This window comes from Ruminococcus sp. zg-924, assembly GCF_024433635.1.
Lineage (GTDB): Bacteria > Bacillota > Clostridia > Oscillospirales > Acutalibacteraceae > UBA7067.
Genome location: NZ_WNJZ01000011.1, coordinates 17605 through 36299, shown reverse-complemented (window position 1 = coordinate 36299; position 18695 = coordinate 17605). Strand labels below are relative to the sequence as shown.

19 protein-coding genes and 1 riboswitch are annotated in these 18695 nt (G+C 42.4%); of the genes, 15 read left to right on the top strand and 4 right to left on the bottom strand.

Annotated features, from left to right (window positions below; translation table 11 throughout):
* Window positions 1-42: 42 nt before the first annotated feature.
* Window positions 43-975 (bottom strand): peptidylprolyl isomerase, encoded by a 933-nt coding sequence (locus tag GMA13_RS06500; RefSeq protein ID WP_255883285.1) that lies wholly within the window; start codon window positions 973-975, stop codon window positions 43-45.
* 187 nt (window positions 976-1162) lie between these two features.
* Here GMA13_RS06500 and GMA13_RS06495 point away from each other — a divergent pair, with 187 nt between their 5' ends.
* The 7 genes from GMA13_RS06495 (at window position 1163) to GMA13_RS06465 (ending at window position 8297) form a co-directional block, all read left to right on the top strand.
* Window positions 1163-2092 carry a S1 RNA-binding domain-containing protein gene (locus GMA13_RS06495; RefSeq protein WP_255883284.1) on the top strand — a complete coding sequence of 310 codons (930 nt, stop codon included), beginning with the start codon at window positions 1163-1165 and terminating at the stop codon, window positions 2090-2092.
* Between the two features lie 116 nt (window positions 2093-2208).
* A riboswitch (NiCo riboswitch) is annotated at window positions 2209-2287 on the top strand.
* A 67-nt stretch (window positions 2288-2354) separates the two neighbouring features.
* The gene (locus GMA13_RS06490; protein WP_255883283.1) at window positions 2355-4886 is read left to right on the top strand and encodes a cation-translocating P-type ATPase; all 2532 of its coding nucleotides are present in this window, start codon (window positions 2355-2357) and stop codon (window positions 4884-4886) included.
* 291 nt (window positions 4887-5177) lie between these two features.
* Entirely contained in the window at window positions 5178-5879 is a 702-nt protein-coding gene (locus GMA13_RS06485) for a hypothetical protein (protein ID WP_255883281.1), read from the top strand.
* Window positions 5880-5893: 14 nt separating this feature from the next.
* Window positions 5894-6427, top strand: a complete 534-nt coding sequence (locus GMA13_RS06480; RefSeq protein WP_255883280.1) for a phosphatase PAP2 family protein — start codon at window positions 5894-5896, stop codon at window positions 6425-6427.
* Window positions 6428-6666: 239 nt separating this feature from the next.
* Complete coding sequence (locus GMA13_RS06475) at window positions 6667-7014, top strand: PadR family transcriptional regulator (RefSeq protein WP_255883279.1); 348 nt, start codon at window positions 6667-6669, stop codon at window positions 7012-7014.
* 135 nt (window positions 7015-7149) lie between these two features.
* Complete coding sequence (locus GMA13_RS06470; protein ID WP_255883278.1) at window positions 7150-7938, top strand: SDR family oxidoreductase; 789 nt, start codon at window positions 7150-7152, stop codon at window positions 7936-7938.
* Window positions 7938-8297 (top strand): MmcQ/YjbR family DNA-binding protein, encoded by a 360-nt coding sequence (locus tag GMA13_RS06465; RefSeq protein WP_255883277.1) that lies wholly within the window; start codon window positions 7938-7940, stop codon window positions 8295-8297. Before GMA13_RS06470 ends, GMA13_RS06465 begins: the two co-directional genes overlap by 1 nt.
* 131 nt (window positions 8298-8428) lie before the next feature.
* Here GMA13_RS06465 and GMA13_RS06460 read toward each other — a convergent pair whose 3' ends face one another.
* From GMA13_RS06460 to GMA13_RS06450, 3 genes are all read right to left on the bottom strand, one after another.
* Entirely contained in the window at window positions 8429-8833 is a 405-nt protein-coding gene (locus tag GMA13_RS06460) for a hypothetical protein (protein ID WP_255883276.1), read from the bottom strand.
* 76 nt (window positions 8834-8909) lie between these two features.
* The gene (gene sigE, locus GMA13_RS06455; RefSeq protein ID WP_255883275.1) at window positions 8910-9617 is read right to left on the bottom strand and encodes an RNA polymerase sporulation sigma factor SigE; all 708 of its coding nucleotides are present in this window, start codon (window positions 9615-9617) and stop codon (window positions 8910-8912) included.
* Between the two features lie 42 nt (window positions 9618-9659).
* On the bottom strand, window positions 9660-10514 hold the full coding sequence (locus GMA13_RS06450; RefSeq protein WP_255883274.1) for a sigma-E processing peptidase SpoIIGA: 855 nt from the start codon (window positions 10512-10514) through the stop codon (window positions 9660-9662).
* Between the two features lie 243 nt (window positions 10515-10757).
* On the opposite strand from GMA13_RS06450, the gene GMA13_RS06445 reads away from it, so the two are divergent.
* The 8 genes from GMA13_RS06445 to GMA13_RS06410 are packed head-to-tail and all read left to right on the top strand — an operon-like array spanning window position 10758 to window position 18683.
* Window positions 10758-11066 (top strand): hypothetical protein, encoded by a 309-nt coding sequence (locus GMA13_RS06445; protein ID WP_255883273.1) that lies wholly within the window; start codon window positions 10758-10760, stop codon window positions 11064-11066.
* An 18-nt stretch (window positions 11067-11084) separates the two neighbouring features.
* Window positions 11085-13103 (top strand): V-type ATP synthase subunit I, encoded by a 2019-nt coding sequence (locus GMA13_RS06440; protein WP_255883272.1) that lies wholly within the window; start codon window positions 11085-11087, stop codon window positions 13101-13103.
* Window positions 13096-13578 carry a V-type ATP synthase subunit K gene (locus tag GMA13_RS06435; protein ID WP_255883271.1) on the top strand — a complete coding sequence of 161 codons (483 nt, stop codon included), beginning with the start codon at window positions 13096-13098 and terminating at the stop codon, window positions 13576-13578. The genes GMA13_RS06440 and GMA13_RS06435 overlap by 8 nt, the downstream gene beginning before the upstream one ends.
* A gap of 41 nt (window positions 13579-13619) precedes the next feature.
* Window positions 13620-14207 (top strand): V-type ATP synthase subunit E, encoded by a 588-nt coding sequence (locus GMA13_RS06430; RefSeq protein WP_255883270.1) that lies wholly within the window; start codon window positions 13620-13622, stop codon window positions 14205-14207.
* A 14-nt stretch (window positions 14208-14221) separates the two neighbouring features.
* A complete protein-coding gene (locus GMA13_RS06425; protein ID WP_255883269.1) occupies window positions 14222-15190 on the top strand; it encodes a V-type ATPase subunit in 969 nt (322 codons plus the stop codon).
* Window positions 15183-15500, top strand: a complete 318-nt coding sequence (locus GMA13_RS06420; protein ID WP_255883267.1) for a V-type ATP synthase subunit F — start codon at window positions 15183-15185, stop codon at window positions 15498-15500. The genes GMA13_RS06425 and GMA13_RS06420 overlap by 8 nt, the downstream gene beginning before the upstream one ends.
* Window positions 15501-15537: 37 nt before the next feature.
* Window positions 15538-17310: a V-type ATP synthase subunit A gene (locus GMA13_RS06415; RefSeq protein ID WP_255883265.1), complete on the top strand. Its 1773-nt coding sequence runs from the start codon at window positions 15538-15540 to the stop codon at window positions 17308-17310.
* A complete protein-coding gene (locus GMA13_RS06410) occupies window positions 17310-18683 on the top strand; it encodes a V-type ATP synthase subunit B (RefSeq protein ID WP_255883264.1) in 1374 nt (457 codons plus the stop codon). The genes GMA13_RS06415 and GMA13_RS06410 overlap by 1 nt, the downstream gene beginning before the upstream one ends.
* Window positions 18684-18695 lie beyond the last annotated feature (12 nt).

Here is an 18695-nt window from a genome sequence, read left to right as displayed (position 1 = left end):
TATCTCGTCCTTTCTATTTTAGTATTTGCGGAAAAAGTGCAATTATTCGCTGTACGGAACAATTTCAATGCTTTTAATTGTAACATCCTTTGTCGGCTTGCTTGTTCCGTCAACTTCAACCTTGGCAATCTTATCTACAACGTCCATTCCGTCATAAACCTGAGCAAAAACTGTGTGGCCTCTGTCAATTATGTTAAATGCACCGTCAAGAGTTGCGTTGCCGCCGTTTTCCTCATAAAGCTTTTTAGCTTCGTCAGGAACCATATCGGTGTCAAGTCCGTAGATGTACTGAAGCTGTGTGAGAACAACGTCCTTCTGACCCTGAGCTACTAAGTTTGAAATTTCCTGATGAACCTGCTTCCACTGTGCTTCAAGGTTTGCCCAGCCTGTGAAGGCGTCCTTGTCGCCCTGATTGATGAAGAACTGGCTGCCGTTTGTGTCTGCTCCGCTGTTAGCCATTGCAACGCTTCCTCTGATATTGAAAAGCTTGTTGCTGAACTCGTCCTCAAAGCTTTCGCCGTAAATACTCTCTCCGCCTGTGCCGTCACCCTTCGGGTCACCGCCCTGAATCATAAAATCGCTGATTACACGGTGGAAGGTCAGTCCGTCGTAATAGCCCTCCTTGGCGTGTGTGATAAAGTTCTCAACGGATTTCGGTGCAGCTTCTGGAAAGAAACGCATTGAGATATCGCCCATAGATGTGTGCATTATCGCAACCTCTTCGCCTGCGCTTGGCTTGTCAAGCTGATAGCCAATCTCGTGCTCCTTATCGTCGTAGATTTTTCTTTCAATTCCAAGGTCGTCCCAGCTGATAAGCTCTGCGTTAGTCGGTGCCTCGGTTGCGGCAGCAGCGGAGCTTGAAGAAGGGTTTGAAGATGAGCTTGAAGATGAAGAATCGCAGCCGCCGACAACAACCGCAACAGCAGCTGCTGCAAGACAAGCGGCAGTTATAGCCTTGATTTTGTATTTATTCATATAATACATTCCTTTCAATAAAGATGAAGTAAATATTACTTGCATTCTATTGTATATCATTTCCCGTAAAATCGCAAGAAGAACTTTATTCATAATTATAAATGGGGCATCATACTTCACACTGTAATATTTCCCTACCCACCTTAATATAATGGCATAGAAAACCTATATTATGGGAGGAAGAAAAATGACAGAATTTTATCCTGAGGGCAGATTAATAGAAACCGCAGGAAATATATCCGCTTTGCGCTCAAAAACGAGTATTGCCGAGGCATGCGCAGACAATAGAATACTTGAGGCGAGAGCAATTATATGTGACAGCGACCATAACCTGATTGTTGATTTGGGTTGTATGAAGGGCGTTATACCAAGGGAAGAAGGAGCTATCGGAATAAGAGAGGGCACAGTCAAGGATATAGCGGTAATATCACGTGTTAACCGACCTGTTTGCTTTATTGTTGAGAGAATAGAAAATGACGCTTTAGGCAATCCCTGCGCCTACCTTTCACGCAGAAAAGCGCAGGAAAAATGCGTTGAGGCGAAAATAAGCAAGCTTAGAAACGGTGATGTAACTATTGGCAAGATAACGCACCTTGAAAGCTTCGGAGCATTTGTTGACATAGGCTGCGGCGTAATTGCACTTTTGCCTATTGACAGTATATCCGTTTCAAGAATAGAGCATCCGTCCGAGCGGTTTAACGTCGGTATGGATATTAAGGCTATTATTAAGAATATAGAAAACGGAAGAATCAGCCTGTCACACAAGGAGCTTCTTGGAACGTGGAACGAGAATGTACGTGATTTCAAGGCAGGAGAAACGGTAGCAGGCATAATTCGCTCGGTTGAGGACTACGGTGCATTTGTAGAGTTGACCCCTAACCTTGCCGGACTTGCGGAGCTTAAGGAAGATATAAAAACAGGTCAGCAGGCGAGCGTATACATAAAAAGCATTATACCTGAGCGTATGAAAATCAAGCTTATTATTATAGATTCGTTTGACTATAAAATCCGTCCCGAAAAGCCGAAATACTACTTTAGCGGCGACCACCTTGACTCGTTTTTATATTCGCCGGAGGGCTGTAAAAGGTGTATTGAAACTGTCTTTTCGGAAGTGTGAATTTTTTAAAATTTCGGAAGTGTGAATTATTAAAAAAATGTTGACGTTTATTATACCGTATGATATACTTATCAAACACTCTTTGCACTGCAAAACATTTTAGCAAATGTAAATCAACAGTACAAACTGAACAGGCAATGTATTATCATATGCCGGGCCTCAAGGCAGCAGATTATAAGCATCTGCGGGACAGTAGTATTCCCGCAGGTGCTTTTTGTATCTGCGTTGAAAATGTTTTGACAAAACTTAGGAGGCGAATAAAATGAGTGAAAAAAATATCTATGAAGGACTGACAACTGAACAAGCGAAGATTCTGCTGCAAAAATACGGCAGAAACGAGCTTGTGCCACAAAAGAAGGACGGATTTATTTTAAAGCTGCTGCATACAATAGCGGAGCCGATGTTCATACTGCTTCTGGTCGCAGCTGTAATTTACTTTATCTTAGGTGAGCCTCGTGACGGAGCAATAATGCTGGTTTTTGTTATTGCTATAATCACGATTGACTTTGTGCAGGAATGGAAAACCGACAAAACCATAAGTGCGCTTAAAAATCTTTCAGCACCGCATACAATGGTAATCCGTGACGGCAAGGAACAGACTATTCTTAGCACAGAGCTTGTACCGGGTGATATAATGCTCGTTGTTGAGGGTGTTAAAATTCCTGCTGACGGTGAAATAATTAAGTGCAGTGATTTTTGTGTAAATGAATCCTCGCTTACAGGCGAGTCTGAGGGTGTTTGGAAAACTGATATAGCAAATCCCGATGCAGGCGGTGATTATTGGCGCAGTGATATGTGCTATGCCGGTACGCTTTGTACTCAGGGCAGTGCGTCAATTCTTGTAACTGCAACAGGCACTTCAACAGAGTATGGCAAGATAGGCAAGAATGTAGCACAAGCGCCCGATATGCCGACACCTCTGCAAAAGCAGACTAATAAGCTTGTTAAGGTTTGTGCTGTCATTGCGGCTGTTCTGTTTGTGCTTGTAACGCTGATTACATTTTTGAACCTCACAATTCCATCATTTTCAGATAGGCTTGTTGAAAGCATTTTGTCGGGCATAACGCTTGCTATGGCTATGATACCGGAGGAGTTTCCTGTTGTTCTTACAGTGTTTCTCTCAATGGGCGCTTGGAGGCTTGCAAGAAAAAGCTCGCTTGTGCGGACAATGCCTTCCGTTGAAACACTCGGAGCGGTTTCGGTACTTTGTGTTGACAAAACAGGCACAATCACGATGAACGAAATGACGGTAACTAATTTTCATACTTACAACTGTACTGAGAAAGAGCTTTGCGAAATTATGGGCATGGCGTGTGAGGTTGAGTGCTATGACCCAATGGAAAAGGCAATGCTCAGCTTTTGTGAAGCAAACGGCATTTCCGTGAAAGAGCTGTTTTCGGGGGAGCTTGTAACGGAATACGCCTTCACAAACAAAAGCAAAATGATGGGTCACGTTTGGAATAAGGACGGAAAGATTATTATAGCCGCAAAAGGGTCCTTTGAAAAAATTAGTTCGCTTTGCTCTTTGTCAGATGAAGCTTACAAAGATGTTTCTGAAAAGGCGGAGGAAATGTCATCAAAAGGCTTGCGTGTTATAGCTGTTGCAAGTCAGAATGTAAATTCTTCGGAGGAAATTCCGCATGAGCTTACAGACTGCAAGCTGAGTTTTCTGGGCTTGGTAGGTCTTGCAGACCCACCGAGAGAGTTGGTTGCAGCTGATATTGAAACCTGCAAAAAAGCCGGAATAAGGGTTGTAATGATAACAGGTGATAACGGCTTTACAGCGTCAAGCATAGCAAGTCAGGTAGGAATAGAAAATTCAAGCGATATAATAACAGGCGATATGCTTGAAAAAATGAGCGATGATGAACTTTGTGAAGCTGTTCGTCACGCAAACATTTTCTCACGAGTAATACCTGAGCATAAAATGAGAATAGTTAAGGCTCTGCGCAGAAACGGAGAGATTGTTGCAATGACAGGCGACGGCGTTAATGACGCTCCTGCATTGAAGTATGCCGATATAGGCATAGCAATGGGCAAAAGAGGCAGTGAGGTTTCCCGTGAAGCCGCCGACCTTATTCTGCTTGACGATAATTTCTCAACTATTGTTGATACAGTAAGGGACGGCAGAAGAATATTTGACAATATAAGAAAGGCAATAGGTTACATCTTTACTATTCATATTCCTATTGCACTTGCTTCTCTTTTGGCTCCGATGCTCGGCATATCCTCAGGTGAGCTGATGCTTCTGCCTTTGCACGTTGTGCTTCTTGAGCTTTTAATTGACCCGACCTGCTCAATAGTCCTTGAACGCCAGCCTGCTGAGAGCAATATTATGAGCCGACCTCCTCGCAATCCGTCAGAGCCGATTATAAAGCTTTCGGGTATAATTAAAAGCATAGTGCAGGGTATTGTTATATTTGCTGCTTCATTTGGAACATATTTATTTATACTCAATCAAACCGGAAACAGCAGCTATGCCCGTTCTATGTCTTTAACAATAATAATGTTTTCAAATCTTTTGCTTGTTTTTGTCAACTCCAGTGAAAAGGACTATGCCTTTCGTTCAATAAAAGCACTTGCCCACGATAAAGTAATGTGGGTAACATCATTGGGTACAATTGCTTTGGTGCTGCTTGTGCTATATTCACCGATTAATTCATTCTTAAAGCTTGAGCCGTTGTCAGTTGTTTCTCTTCTTGCATCCTTTGCAATAGCTGTGGTAAGCGTTATGTGGTACGAAATAGTAAAGGCTGTTTCAAAACCGGTGAAAAAAAGAGAAATGCAGGAATAACTGTGTGAAACTCTAAAACATTGTGATGATGGCACTTGAATAATTCACAAACAAATATGATACAAAAGTATATAACTCAAGGGCTGCGCAAATTACTCCGTTGTGCAGCCCTTGAGTCTTTCTAAAGTAAAAACATATATTTTTTTGTAGGTGGAATTGTTATTTTTAACTGAAAAGCTGCGGAATTTTAACAATTATAACGATTTTTAATAGCTTTGCAAGATGATTTTTCATTGCAATTGTTTAAGTGTTATTGTATAATGTACCTATTGGTAATCGGAGGCGATAAATTTGTCAGAGGCAGATAAGCTTAAAGTGAGCAATACTGAGGATATTTCTGAGAATATTCCGGAAGATAAAATTGTATCCAAAAATGAAAATACGGCTCAGCCAAAGGTTACAACAGGAGGCTACAGCGAGATTTACGGCGGAGGTTATTGTGAAGGAAGCTATGTTGCGCACGAAATCAGAGATGCAGCAAACAATATTTCTGAGGAAATGAAAAAGCAGGCTAAGGAGCTTGGAATAGATTTAAAGCAGAGAAGAGGGTACTTGAACTTTGGCGCTGGAATACAAATACATATGCTGGATTATGTTGTAAGCGTTCCGACTGCGTTTGAATGGAAGCGTGATTTTCAGAATCACGATGTCATAGCTTATTCAAGTGACTGTGCTGATGACATTTATTCGTCGCCGCTTGTAGTGGAGCTTGAGCGTGTCAAGCTGCCAAAACCGTTGGCACAGGACGAGTTGTTTCGGCGCCAGCAAAACTTAGCCGAGCTTATTGGCGCAACAATAGAAACAACACAGCTATACTATGCCAAGGTGATTATTATTACTGATAAGGTGAGCGATGAAAAGCTTGTTAAGCGTGTAATTGTGCCTATAAAGGAAGGAAAAGAGCTTTTTAACCTGAAGCTTACCTTCTCAAATGAGATAGACAATATTGACGAGATAACAAAGAGAATATATTTTAGCCTGTTTATCTCGTAGATTGGACAGCGTTAATGGAAATTGAAATCTTAAACTTTATTCAACAGAATTTGGAGAATCCTGTTTTCAGCAGTATTCTGATTTTCTTTACGAACATTGTAGAACACGGCGAGGTTTGGATATTAACGGGAATAATAATGCTGATAACAAAAAAGTACCGTAAAGCAGGCTTGCTTTTGCTTATTACTCTGGTTATAACATTTGTCAGCAGTGAGCTGATAATTAAAAATCTTGTGTGCAGACCAAGGCCGTTTTTGGAAAATCCCGATATCCAATTGATGATTTCTCCACCTCACGGATATTCTTTTCCGTCAAGCCACAGTGCAGTGTCGTTTGCCTCGGCTACCGTAATTTTTTACTTTAACAAGAAGTTCGGTGTTGCTGCCTATGTTGTTGCAACATTAACTGCCTTTTCAAGGCTGTATTTATACGTCCACTACCCAACAGATGTTTTGGGAGGCATTGTTTTGGGCGTAGCCATTGCTATTATAGTTATTAGTGTATACAACTCACGCAAAATATTATCAAAGATAAAACGCAACAATTAAATATAAGGTTATTATACCCCTGCTTTTTGCGCACTAAATTTCCTCTATTTCTAATGACAAATTTGTTCGCTTATTCAACTAAATAAAGCTTATTCATTGGATAGTTTACACAAATTTTGCTAAAGAAGAAAAAATCTTATTATAAACTGTTGTAAGTTTTCCGAATATGTTGTACAATGATTACGCAAAGATACAATATATATATCTTTATTTAGTTATTCGTTTTAAGGAGGATTACGATGGGAATTTCAGAAAACTTGAAGAAGGGCACTTCCGAGATGCTTATCCTCTTCCTTTTAGAGAAAGAAGATATGTACGGCTATCAACTGGCACAGGAGCTTAAGCAGCGCAGTGAGGGTTACTTTGTTATGCCCGAAGGCTCGCTCTATCCAACGCTTTATCGCTTGATTGAGAAGGGCGTCATTTCCGACAGACAGGAAATAGTCGGAAAGAGACTTCGCAAGTACTATCATCTTGAAGAAGAGGGCAGGGAATATCTCAAGAATATTGTTGAGGAATATCGTTCAATCAATATCGGTATTCAAAAGGTTCTCGGCGAGGATTTGCTCAAGGATCTTAATGTGTAATTGATTACTTTGGCTGCTGTTTGGAACAGTTCAACTTGATAATTACTAAGACTCCCGGTTGAGAAATCAGCCGGGAGTTTACTTTGGCATATTTTACATATACCTACAAATACTAAAGGAAAGGAGCTTGAGCTTATGGATAATTATACTTTAATAACAGGAGCGTCTTCGGGAATTGGCAAGGAATTTGCTAAAGCCTTTGCAAAGAGAGGTGATAACCTTATTTTGGTTTCCCGTTCAAAAGACAAACTTGAAATAATTGCGAAAAACCTGCGTGAGAAACACGGAATTAAGGTTGAGGTAATCGCCCTTGATTTATCTCTTGAGCATATTGCTGATACCTTGTATAATGAGGTAATAAGCCGAAAGCTTACGGTTGATAAGCTTATCAATAACGCTGGTTTCGCAACAACAGGACTGCTCCATACTACCGATTATCTGAAACAACACGAGGAAATAATGCTTAACGTAACAACTATGACGGAGCTTACCTATTTGTTTATCAAGGATATGAGCAAGGCTGGCAGAGGGGCAATAATTAATCTTGGCTCCTGTGTGTCCTTTACACCGTTTCCGTATTCCGCTGTATATGCCGCAACAAAGGCGTATATCCTTTCTTTTACCGAGAGCATAAGCTACGAATACAGAAACAGAGGTGTGCGTGTGTTTGCAGTGTGTCCCGGCCCTACGCAAACTCACTTTTTTGATAAAAGCGGCAATGTAACCGACAATATGAGAACGCCTGCTCAGGTAGTGAAAACAGCATTAAAAACGCTTGACAATAGTAAAAGAGCGTTCAAAACAGACGGTGCTCTTTCAAAAATGCAGTCGGTTGTGCATCGCTTTGCACCAAGAGGTGCGGTGCTTAACATAGTTGGCAGAATAAGCGGAAAAGCTTGGGGACCTAACAGGAGGGAAAACTAATGAAATATGAATGGATTGATGAATTTCTTTTAAGTAAAACAGGTGTAACAAGAGATTTCAAGGAAGAGTGGAACTGGATTAGATACTTTATCGGCGGCAAAATTTTTGCGGCTATTTGCCTTGACGACGATAATCAGCCGTATTACATAACCTTAAAATTGGAACCAATGGAGGGTGAATTTCTCAGAACCCAATATGAGGATATTATTCCTGGGTATTATATGAACAAGGTTCATTGGAATTCGGTAAGGTATAATGGCAATGTTCCCGACGAGCTGTTGAAGGAAATGCTGACAAAATCGTATGAGTTGGTTCTTCATGGGCTGAGCAAAAAGAAACAAAACGAAATTTTGGGTTAGCTTCAGATCCTCTTGAGGGCAGCTGTCAGTGAAGCAGACTGACGGTCGTGGTGTTAACCTTGAATTGCCAATCTAATAAAAGATACAAAACGGACCGAAGCTCCATTGCTCCGGTCCGTTTGCTGTTATTATCAGTTGTTCTCGTTGTCGCTATTGTCTTCGTTGTTGTTGTCGTTTCCGTCAACTGCATTATCAATTGCCGATGCGCCGTCTGACACAATGTCGCCGACTCCTTGCGCAGCGTCGCCTGCAACTTCACCGGCGTCGCTTACAACATCTCCTGCTCCGCCGATAATATCCTGTCCGGGATTATTATTGTCATTATCGTTGTTATTGTTGGTTTCTTTCTGTTGGTTGTTTGCGTTGTTATTATTGTTGTCTGGCGATGTAGCCGAACTTACGTTTTCAGTGGCGCTTTGGTTGTCCTTAATTGTGCCGTTATTTCCGTTGCCAATCTTGCCGTTGTCGCCGTTACAGCTTGCGAAAACAAGAAGGCACATAAATGCACTTAATACTGCTGTAATTATTTTTTTCATTTGAAAATTCCTTTCATAAAATATTTCCTCTCACAGGAACAATAGTATTTTTTACCTCGTTTTTCAATTCATACATTCAAATTACATTTCCAAGCTCTTTTTTCAGCTTTTTTATTATTTTCTTTTCAAGCCTTGAAATGTAAGACTGCGAAATACCAAGCATATCAGCTACCTCCTTTTGAGTATGCTCCTTGCAGCCTAACAGACCAAAACGCAGCTGCATTATCATTTTTTCTCTTTCACAAAGTCTGCTTACAGCCTCGTTGAGCAAAACAATATCAGCCTCCTGCTCAACTCTTATGTTTATAGTATCGCTGTCACTGCCGAGAATATCGCTCAGCAGAAGCTCGTTTCCGTCCCAGTCGACGTTTAGCGGCTCGTCAATGGAAATTTCATTTTTAAGTTGTGAGCTTTTTCGCAGATACATAAGTATTTCGTTTTCTATGCAACGTGAGGCGTAGGTTGCAAGCTTGATATTTTTCTCAGGGCAAAAGGTGTTTACCGCCTTAATCAAGCCGATAGTCCCTATCGAAATCAAGTCCTCAACGCCGGCTCCTGCTGTTTCAAACTTTTTTGCTATGTAAACAACAAGTCGCAGATTATGTGTAATAAGCGGTTCTCTTGCGTCTTTGTCGCCATTTTCAATCTTTTTCATAACCTCTGCCTCCTCTTCCTTTGAAAGAGGGGGTGGTAGAGTCTGCGACCCGTTGATATAGTGTACATCCTTGATTATCCCTGCGGCTTTCAGCAGCAGCGTTATAATATACTTGATTTTTTTCTTCATAATAAAATTGTATCTCCTTTCAGCTATATTAATCCATATTTGTTAATCTAAACACTGCGGATTAATAATGCACCCAATTTCACTTTCAGTAATCCCTCGGCTTGATACAGCAATAAATATTTCATTCAAGCATAAGCTTTCGCCTATAAAAACTCTGTCAGGCTTAAAGCTCGGTAAAAGTCCGTTGCCTTTTATTGTGCTATAAGGTATCAGGCGTATTTTTTCGGGCTTTGCACAGCAGGCAAGGCATTTTTCGTATTCAAGAATATTTTCGGGTATAATACTTTTGATTTTTTCTTTTTCACATACTATTACAGGACTGCCGCTGAATGGCTCAACAAGGCTGCATCCGGTGTCAAGCTTTCCTTTTAGTATTGCTTCATTGCCGCTGCGCAGGATTTTTACTGTATAATAAAGCTCCTGCGGCTTTTTTCTGCCAGTTATGCGGCATACAAGACGGACAACGGAATATGTAACAAGCGATGATACAATAAGTAAAAGTGGCGAAATATTAAAATACACCGTGCTGTTGTTTATCACCATTCCTTTCGGCGTAAAGGTAAACCACAGTGCAATCATAACGCCGCAGAATAAAAAGCTAATCATAAAAAAAGCGGCAGTGTTTTTAAGAAGGCTTTTAATCCCGCCATATTTAAAGCTTATAAGACATATAAGAAGTGACACAATAAGCTTAACAGCAAAGCTTATGACGCTGTTCATAGGCGGCAAAAGTATAATAAGCGAGCAGAAAGCGCCGAACAATGCGCCAAAAATAAGCCTTAGCTGCCGTACATTACGGCTTAACATACGCCCGACGGACACCAAAATAAAATAATTGATAATCAGGTTAAGACATATCAGCACATCAATATAGATAACTCTTTTAATAAATATCACCCCGCTTTTGTATTGTTATTATCTCACCGTCGGCGTATATTTCTTGTCACAAAAGCACTATAATATTTTAAATAAAATCAGTAATCATTCTTTAGTTTTGCGATTTAAAGCAAAAAAAACACGGCAAATATGCAAGATTTACAGAATTATCCTGCATAAATGTTAAATTATAATAAAACAACATTGACACAAGCCACGAATTTGTGTAGAATAGTAGTTAATATAAAAATGGAGGGTGGTCAGATGGCACTCGACACAGTAAACAAAATTAAGCAAGCCGAGCAAAAATCAATTGAAGATGAAGCTGCGGCAAGGAGGCAGGCAGAGGAAATTATTAAAAATTCGGAGCAAAATGCTCGCACTCAGGCTTCGTCTGCCATAGAAGTGGCGCAGCAGCAGCGTGCAAAGCAGCTTGAAGCGGCGCATAAGCAGGCTGAAACCGTTCTTGATGAAGCTAAACAGCAGGCTGAGTCTGATGCACAAAAGCTTTATAAAAGCTGCACAGCAAGAGAAGACGAAGCAATAAAAAAGATTATAGAAAAGATAATTTAATAACGGAGGTGTTAAACCTTGTCAGTTGTAAAAATGCAGCAGATAAGTATCTGCGCATTGAAAACAAAGCGAAAAGCGATTATGGAGGCGTTGCAGCGACGAGGCGTAATTGAAATTTCACCGCTTGAATATGACGGCGGAGTTTTCGTTAAGGAGGAAACAGCTCAGCAGCAGTCGCTGTTTATGAAAAACTCTGCGACAGCAGCCAAAGCGTATGAAATTTTACTGCGCTATTTTCCGGAGAAATCGTCAATGCTTGATATGTTCAAGGGCAGAGATCAGCTTTCAACACAGCAGTATTACAGCCTTGTTTCGAGGTCTATTGACGTTATGCGTGAAGCAAACAGTGTAATAGCTCTTGATAAAGGACTTTCCGAAAAACGGGCGGATATAGCCAAGTATGAATACCAGATAGAGGCGCTGCTCCCATGGAAAAGCCTTGATATTTCAATGAGGTTCAAGGGTACTGACTCAAGCGCAGCATTTATCGGAACTTTTCCGGAGCTTCTTAGCTACGAACAGATTTTAATGAAAATAGCCGAGCAAAACCCAAACATTTCCTCTGCTGAGGTTGAGGTGATAAGCTCATCAAAGGAAATGACCTGTGTTTTCATAATCTGCAAAAAATCAGAGCAGGCTTTTATGGAGGAGGCTCTGAGGAAAATTGGGTACAGTGCACCCAGCGTTGTATCAAAATATCCTCCGGCTGAAAGAATCCTCAAGCTAAAGGAACGAATTAAGAACCTTGAAAAAGGCATTGCAGATGATGAAGAGAAAATTAAAGCTTTTGAAAAAAGCCGTGATACCTTCAAGTTTATGGAGGACTATTATGTTATGCGAGCCGAAAAATACGGCGAGCTTGAAAAGCTTGTAAACACACGGCACACATTCTTTCTGAAAGGCTATATAAGTGAAAAGGACGCACAGCCGCTTGTGCAGTATCTATCACAGACGTTTGACGCTGTTGTGGAATGTCAGGATATTCCGGAAAATGAGGAAATCCCAATAGTCCTTAAAAATAATGTGCTGACCCAACCTGTTGAAAGCGTGCTTGAAACGTACAGTATGCCTAAGAGATACGAATTTGACCCAACAGGCATTATGGCGATATTCTACTATATTTTCTTCGGTATGATGTTCTCAGACGCCGGCTACGGCTTAGTTATGACAATTGCCTGTGCCATAGTCCTGCTAAAATTCAAGAATATGGAGGATGGTCTTAAAAAGAGCATAAAAATGTTCTTTTTCTGCGGAATCTCCACTACCTTCTGGGGCGCAATGTACGGAAGCTTTTTTGGCGATGCGATAACGGTTATCGGCAAAACCTTCTTTAATGCAGACTGGAAGTTCCCTGCACTGTGGTTTGACCCGATACAGGGAACAAATTCGATGACTCTTCTGATGTTTTGTTTCCTGTTCGGTATTATTCACATCTTTGTAGGATTAGGTATAAGCGGATATATGTCAATCAAAAACGGAAAGCCGCTTGACGCAGTATTCGATGTGTTAAGCTGGTATCTGCTTGTCGGCGGCGGCATACTCGCATTGCTTTCAATGGATATGCTTAAATCAATGACAGGCTTTACACTGCCGCCAATATTCCTTACAATCGGCGGTGTTTGTGCACTTATCGGCGCTTTAATAATACTTTTCTTCAGCGGAAGAGGCTCTAAACCCGTTAAACGGCTGTTAAAGGGAATTTACGGCGTTTACGGCGTGACAAGCTATTTAAGCGATATTCTCTCATATTCAAGACTGCTCGCACTCGGACTTGCAACCGGCGTTATTGCGCAGGTTTTCAACCAGATAGGCAGTATGTTCGGCGGCGGATTCGGCGTAATACCGTTTATTATCGTGTTCCTTATCGGTCATACGCTAAATATCGGCATAAATGCGCTTGGCGCTTATGTTCATACAAACCGATTGCAGTTTGTTGAATTCTTCGGCAAATTTTATGAGGGCGGCGGCGAGAAATTCGCTCCCTTTAAAATTAATACAAAGCATTACAATATCAAGGAGGACATTAATAATGGATAATTTAGGTATATTTTTCGGACTTTTGGGTGCGGCTTTGGCAACATTCCTTGCAGGTACAGGTTCGGCAATCGGTGTTGGCAGAGCAGGTGTTGCAGCTTCCGGTGTTTTGGCTGAGGATCCGTCTAAATTTGGTAAGGTTCTTATCTTTCAGCTTTTGCCGGCAACACAGGGTATCTACGGCTTGCTCGTAGCATTCCTTATTCTCTCAAACATCGGTGTTCTTGGCGGCGACCCTAACATCTCAGTTACAAAAGGACTTCTCTATCTTGCAGCAAGCCTGCCAATAGCTTTTGCAGGACTTTTCTCAGCTATTTATCAAGGAAACTGCTCAGTTGCAGGTATAGGCACAATTTCAAAAAGACCGGACCAGTTCGGTAAAACAATCCTGTTACCTGCAATGGTTGAAACATACGCTATTCTTGCTCTCCTTGTTTCAATGCTCGCAGTATTCAACATTCCTGGACTTAACCTGTAAACCGTAATATTACAGATAACTCTTTGGAACGGAGAATAAAGATGAATGGCTTAGACAAAATTTTACAGCAGATTAAGGAAGACAGCGACGCCGCTGTTGCAAAAATCAAAGGCGAAGCTGAAAAATCTGCATTTGATAATAAGCAGAAAATTTTAAAGGAAGCCGAAAAAGAGGTTGCCGCCATAACAGCAAAAACTCAGAGCGAATGTGAGGATATTAAAACTCGCAGCGAGTCCTCGGCGTCACTTGTAAAAAAGCAAGCTATGCTGAACGCTAAACAGAAAATAATCTCTGACCTTATCAAAAAAGCGCATAAAAGCCTGCTTTCGCTTCCTGAAAATGAGTATTTCTCTATTATCAAAAAGATGGTAGAAAAAAATTCTCACAAAAACGAACAGGGCAAAATTGCTTTCAATAAAGCTGACAGTAAAAGACTTCCCAAGGACTTTGGCAATGCGCTTTCTCAGCTGTCAAACGGTATGCTGACGCTTACAGACGATACGGCGAATATTGACGGCGGCTTTGTTTTGATATACGGCGGCATTGAAGAAAACTGCTCCTTCGATGCTATTTTCAGCGAAAAGTATGATGAGCTTCAGGACGAGGTTTATTCACTGCTCTTTTCATAATCGGAGGTGTTAATTTGAAAAAGGACTACACCTACGCAGTAGCAAGAATACGCTCAAGGGAGCTTTCGCTTCTTTCTCGTCAGGATATAGACAACCTTATTAACTCAAAAAGCTATGATGATTGCTTGCAATACCTCTATGATAAGGGCTTTGGCACAGAAGAGCAGGAAACAGACGTTTCGGCTCTGCTCTCTTGCGAAAGGGAAAAAATCTGGTCGCTTATGGCAGAGCTGACGGACGACCTATCTCCGTTTGATGTATTTCGGTATTCCGACGATTTTCATAACCTTAAGGTATCAGTGAAGGCTGTTACAAGAGATGTAAATCCATTTGGTATGCTTATGCAAAACGGCACAGTCAGCGGTGAAAAAATATATGACGCTATAAAGGCTCACAGCTATAAAGATTTGCCCGACCATTTACAGCAGACTGCACAGCAAGCAATGACAACGCTTTTGCAAACAGGTGACGGTCAGCTCTGCGATGTTATAATCGACACCGCCTGCCTTAAGGCGATATACAAAAAGGCAAGCGAAACAAACAGCGATGTAATAAAGCTGTATGCAGAGCTTACCGTTGCAAGCGCAGACATAAAAACAGCAGTTCGATGTGAAAAAACAGGCAAGAGCCTTGACTTTATCTTAGATGCGTTAGCACCGTGCAATAGCGTTAATATAACGCTTCTTGCAAAGGCGGCGGCAAAATCGCTTGACGATATTTTTAATTATCTCTCAACTACTTCATATGCTTCGGCGGTTGACGCATTAAAAGCTTCGCCGTCAGCCTTTGAGAAGTGGTGCGATGATAAGCTTATTGACAGCATTAAGCCGCAAAAGAGCGAGCCGTTCACAATAGGGCCGCTTGCGGCGTATATCATAGCGAGGGAAAACGAGATTAAGGCGGTAAGGCTGATATTGTCGGCAAAGCTAAATGACCTTGATTCAAATGCAGTAAACGAAAGACTGAGGGATATGTATGTATAGAATTGCAGCAATCGGCGACCGTGACAGTGTATACGGCTTCGGCGTTCTCGGTATTGACGTTGTGGCTGTTGAATACGGTGAAGACCCGACAGAAAAATTCAAGCGGATTGCTAACGGCGAGTATGCAGTAATATATATTACCGAGTCGCTTGCACTGCAGCTTGAAAATGAAATCGACAAGCTTTCCGACAGGCAGCTTCCTGCCGTTATTCCTATTCCCGGTGTTAAGGACAACAACGGCATAGGAATTACAAACGTGAAAAAGGCTGTTGAAAAGGCTGTCGGCTCTGATATTATTTTTAATAACTGACATTACAAAACCCATTGAAGGGAATGACTGATAAAAAATGAGCAAAGGTATTATACAAAAGGTTGCGGGTCCTCTTGTTGTTGCAGAGGGTATGCGTGACGCAAATATGTTTGACGTTGTTCGTGTAAGCGACCAAAGGCTTATAGGCGAGATTATAGAAATGCACGGCGACAAGGCGTCTATTCAGGTTTATGAGGAAACCTCAGGCTTAGGCCCTGGGGAGCCGGTTGAGTCCACAGGCTCTCCGCTGAGCGTGGAGCTTGGTCCCGGACTTATCGGCAGTATATATGACGGTATTCAAAGACCGCTTGACGAGATTATGAGAGTGTCCGGAAACAACCTTGCAAGAGGTGTTGAGGTTCCGTCGCTGAGCAGAGATAAGAAGTGGAGCTTCAATCCGACAGCTAAGGTTGGCGACAAGGTTTCAGCAGGCGACTGTCTTGGTACCGTAAAGGAAACTGAAATTGTTGTTCAGAAGATAATGGTGCCAAATAAAATAAACGGTACGATTAAATCAATAAAAGGCGGCGAATACACTGTTGACAGTGTTATAGCTGTTGTAACAGACGATAACGGTGTTGACCACGACATAACAATGATGCAGAAGTGGCCTGTCCGTGTTGGTAGACCGTACAAGAAAAAACTTTCTCCGGATATGCCGCTTGTAACGGGTCAGCGTGTTATCGACACCTTTTTCCCAATAGCAAAGGGTGGTGTTGCGGCTGTACCGGGTCCTTTCGGCAGCGGTAAAACAGTTGTTCAGCATCAGCTTGCAAAGTGGGCAGAAGCCGATATTGTTGTATATATCGGCTGCGGTGAGCGTGGAAACGAAATGACAGACGTTCTAAACGAATTTCCTGAGCTTATCGACCCAAAAACAGGTCACTCTCTTATGGAGAGAACAGTGCTTATTGCCAACACCTCGGATATGCCTGTTGCGGCTCGTGAAGCTTCAATTTATACAGGCATCACAATTGCCGAGTACTTCCGTGATATGGGTTACTCCGTTGCTCTTATGGGCGACTCAACCTCACGTTGGGCAGAGGCTCTTCGTGAAATGTCGGGAAGACTTGAGGAAATGCCGGGTGAAGAGGGCTATCCCGCATACCTTGGCAGCCGTCTGGCTCAGTTCTATGAGCGTGCAGGACGTGTAATCACCCTCGGCACAGACGATAAGGAGGGTGCGCTTTCAGTTATTGGTGCAGTATCACCTCCCGGCGGCGATATTTCAGAGCCTGTATCTCAGGCAACCCTGCGTATTGTTAAAGTGTTCTGGGGTCTTGATTCGGCTCTTGCGTACAAGCGCCATTTCCCGGCGATTAACTGGCTCAACAGTTATTCGCTTTATATTGATACAATGTCCGACTGGTACAACGAAACAGTTGCTCAGGATTGGATGGAATGTCGCCATAAGCTTATGGCTATTTTGCAGGAGGAGGCAGAGCTTGATGAGATAGTAAAGCTTGTTGGTATGGATGCGCTGTCAGCTCCTGACAGAATCAAGCTTGAAGCTGCACGCTCAATCCGTGAGGACTTCCTGCATCAGGACGCCTTCCATGAAATTGACACCTATACTCCGCTTAAAAAGCAGCATCTTATGATGCTATTGATTCTTGCCTATTACGATTTGGCACTAAATGCTCTTACAAAGGGAGCTGATGTTGACGCTCTTGTAGCCTTGCCGGTTCGTGAGCAGATAGGCAGATATAAATACACAGAGAATGACAAGATTGACGGGGAATACAAGGCTATTCTTGAGAAGCTTGAGGCGCAGATAAACGAGCAGATTGACAAGGGAGGCGAGCTGTAATGCCAAAGGAGTACAGAACAATAGAAGAGGTCGCAGGTCCTTTGATGCTTGTAAAGGGAGTTGAAGGCGTATGCTTCAACGAGCTTGGCGAAATTGAGCTTGCAAGCGGTGAAAAACGCCGCTGTAAGGTGCTTGAAATTAACGGCACAGATGCGCTTGTTCAGCTTTTTGAGAACAGCGCAGGAATCAACCTTTCAAACAGTAAGGTAAGATTCCTCGGCAGAAGTATGGAGCTTGGCGTAAGCGAGGATATGCTCAGCCGTGTTTTTGACGGACTCGGCAGACCTATTGACGGTGGCCCCGACATTCTTCCCGAAAAAAGAATGGATATTAACGGACTGCCAATGAACCCTGCGGCAAGAAACTATCCGCAGGAGTTTATTCAGACGGGCGTTTCCGCAATTGACGGACTTAATACACTTGTAAGAGGTCAGAAGCTCCCTATTTTCTCGGCTTCAGGCTTGCCGCACTCACAGCTTGCAGCTCAGATTGCAAGACAGGCAAAGGTTAGAGGTACAAGTGAGCCGTTCGCCGTTGTTTTTGCGGCTATGGGTATCACGTTTGAAGAATCGAACTACTTTGTTGAAAGCTTCAAGGAAACAGGCGCTATCGACAGAACCGTTATGTTTGTAAACCTTGCAAATGACCCTGCTATCGAGCGTATAGCAACTCCAAGAATGGCTCTCACAGCGGCAGAGTACCTTGCCTTTGACGCAGGTATGCACGTTCTTGTTATTATGACTGATATTACAAACTACGCAGACGCTCTGCGTGAGGTTTCTGCTGCTCGTAAAGAGGTGCCTGGCAGACGTGGTTATCCGGGATATATGTATACCGACCTTGCCTCGCTTTATGAAAGAGCAGGCAGGCAAAAGGGTAAAAACGGCAGTATCACACTTATTCCGATTCTGACAATGCCGGAGGACGATAAAACCCACCCGATTCCTGACCTGACAGGCTATATCACCGAGGGTCAGATAATTCTCAGCCGTGAGCTTTACAGAAAGAACATTGCTCCGCCAATTGACGTTTTGCCGTCACTAAGCCGTCTTAAGGATAAGGGTATAGGCGAGGGCAAAACAAGAGCAGACCATGCTAACACAATGAACCAGCTTTTTGCGGCTTACGCAAGAGGCAAGGACGCCAAGGAGCTTATGGTTATTCTCGGTGAAGCGGCGCTTACCGATATTGATAAGCTATATGCAAAGTTTGCCGATGAATTTGAAAAGCAGTATGTTTCACAGGGGTACAATGCAAATCGTGATATAGAGGAAACCCTTGAAATCGGCTGGAAGCTGCTTTCAATTCTGCCGAGAAGCGAGCTTAAGAGAATCAAGGATGAATACCTTGATAAATATTACGGCAAAGAATAATCTAAAGAGGTG

Coding starts and splice junctions, on each gene's coding strand:
- GMA13_RS06490 (WP_255883283.1), top strand. CDS start 2,355: ATGAGTGAAAAAAATATCTATGAAGGACTGACAACTGAACAAGCGAAG.
- GMA13_RS06500 (WP_255883285.1), bottom strand. CDS start 975: ATGAATAAATACAAAATCAAGGCTATAACTGCCGCTTGTCTTGCAGCA.
- GMA13_RS06470 (WP_255883278.1), top strand. CDS start 7,150: ATGGATAATTATACTTTAATAACAGGAGCGTCTTCGGGAATTGGCAAG.
- GMA13_RS06460 (WP_255883276.1), bottom strand. CDS start 8,833: ATGAAAAAAATAATTACAGCAGTATTAAGTGCATTTATGTGCCTTCTT.
- sigE (WP_255883275.1), bottom strand. CDS start 9,617: ATGAAGAAAAAAATCAAGTATATTATAACGCTGCTGCTGAAAGCCGCA.
- GMA13_RS06430 (WP_255883270.1), top strand. CDS start 13,620: ATGAATGGCTTAGACAAAATTTTACAGCAGATTAAGGAAGACAGCGAC.
- GMA13_RS06420 (WP_255883267.1), top strand. CDS start 15,183: ATGTATAGAATTGCAGCAATCGGCGACCGTGACAGTGTATACGGCTTC.
- GMA13_RS06435 (WP_255883271.1), top strand. CDS start 13,096: ATGGATAATTTAGGTATATTTTTCGGACTTTTGGGTGCGGCTTTGGCA.
- GMA13_RS06495 (WP_255883284.1), top strand. CDS start 1,163: ATGACAGAATTTTATCCTGAGGGCAGATTAATAGAAACCGCAGGAAAT.
- GMA13_RS06410 (WP_255883264.1), top strand. CDS start 17,310: ATGCCAAAGGAGTACAGAACAATAGAAGAGGTCGCAGGTCCTTTGATG.
- GMA13_RS06480 (WP_255883280.1), top strand. CDS start 5,894: ATGGAAATTGAAATCTTAAACTTTATTCAACAGAATTTGGAGAATCCT.
- GMA13_RS06465 (WP_255883277.1), top strand. CDS start 7,938: ATGAAATATGAATGGATTGATGAATTTCTTTTAAGTAAAACAGGTGTA.
- GMA13_RS06415 (WP_255883265.1), top strand. CDS start 15,538: ATGAGCAAAGGTATTATACAAAAGGTTGCGGGTCCTCTTGTTGTTGCA.
- GMA13_RS06475 (WP_255883279.1), top strand. CDS start 6,667: ATGGGAATTTCAGAAAACTTGAAGAAGGGCACTTCCGAGATGCTTATC.
- GMA13_RS06445 (WP_255883273.1), top strand. CDS start 10,758: ATGGCACTCGACACAGTAAACAAAATTAAGCAAGCCGAGCAAAAATCA.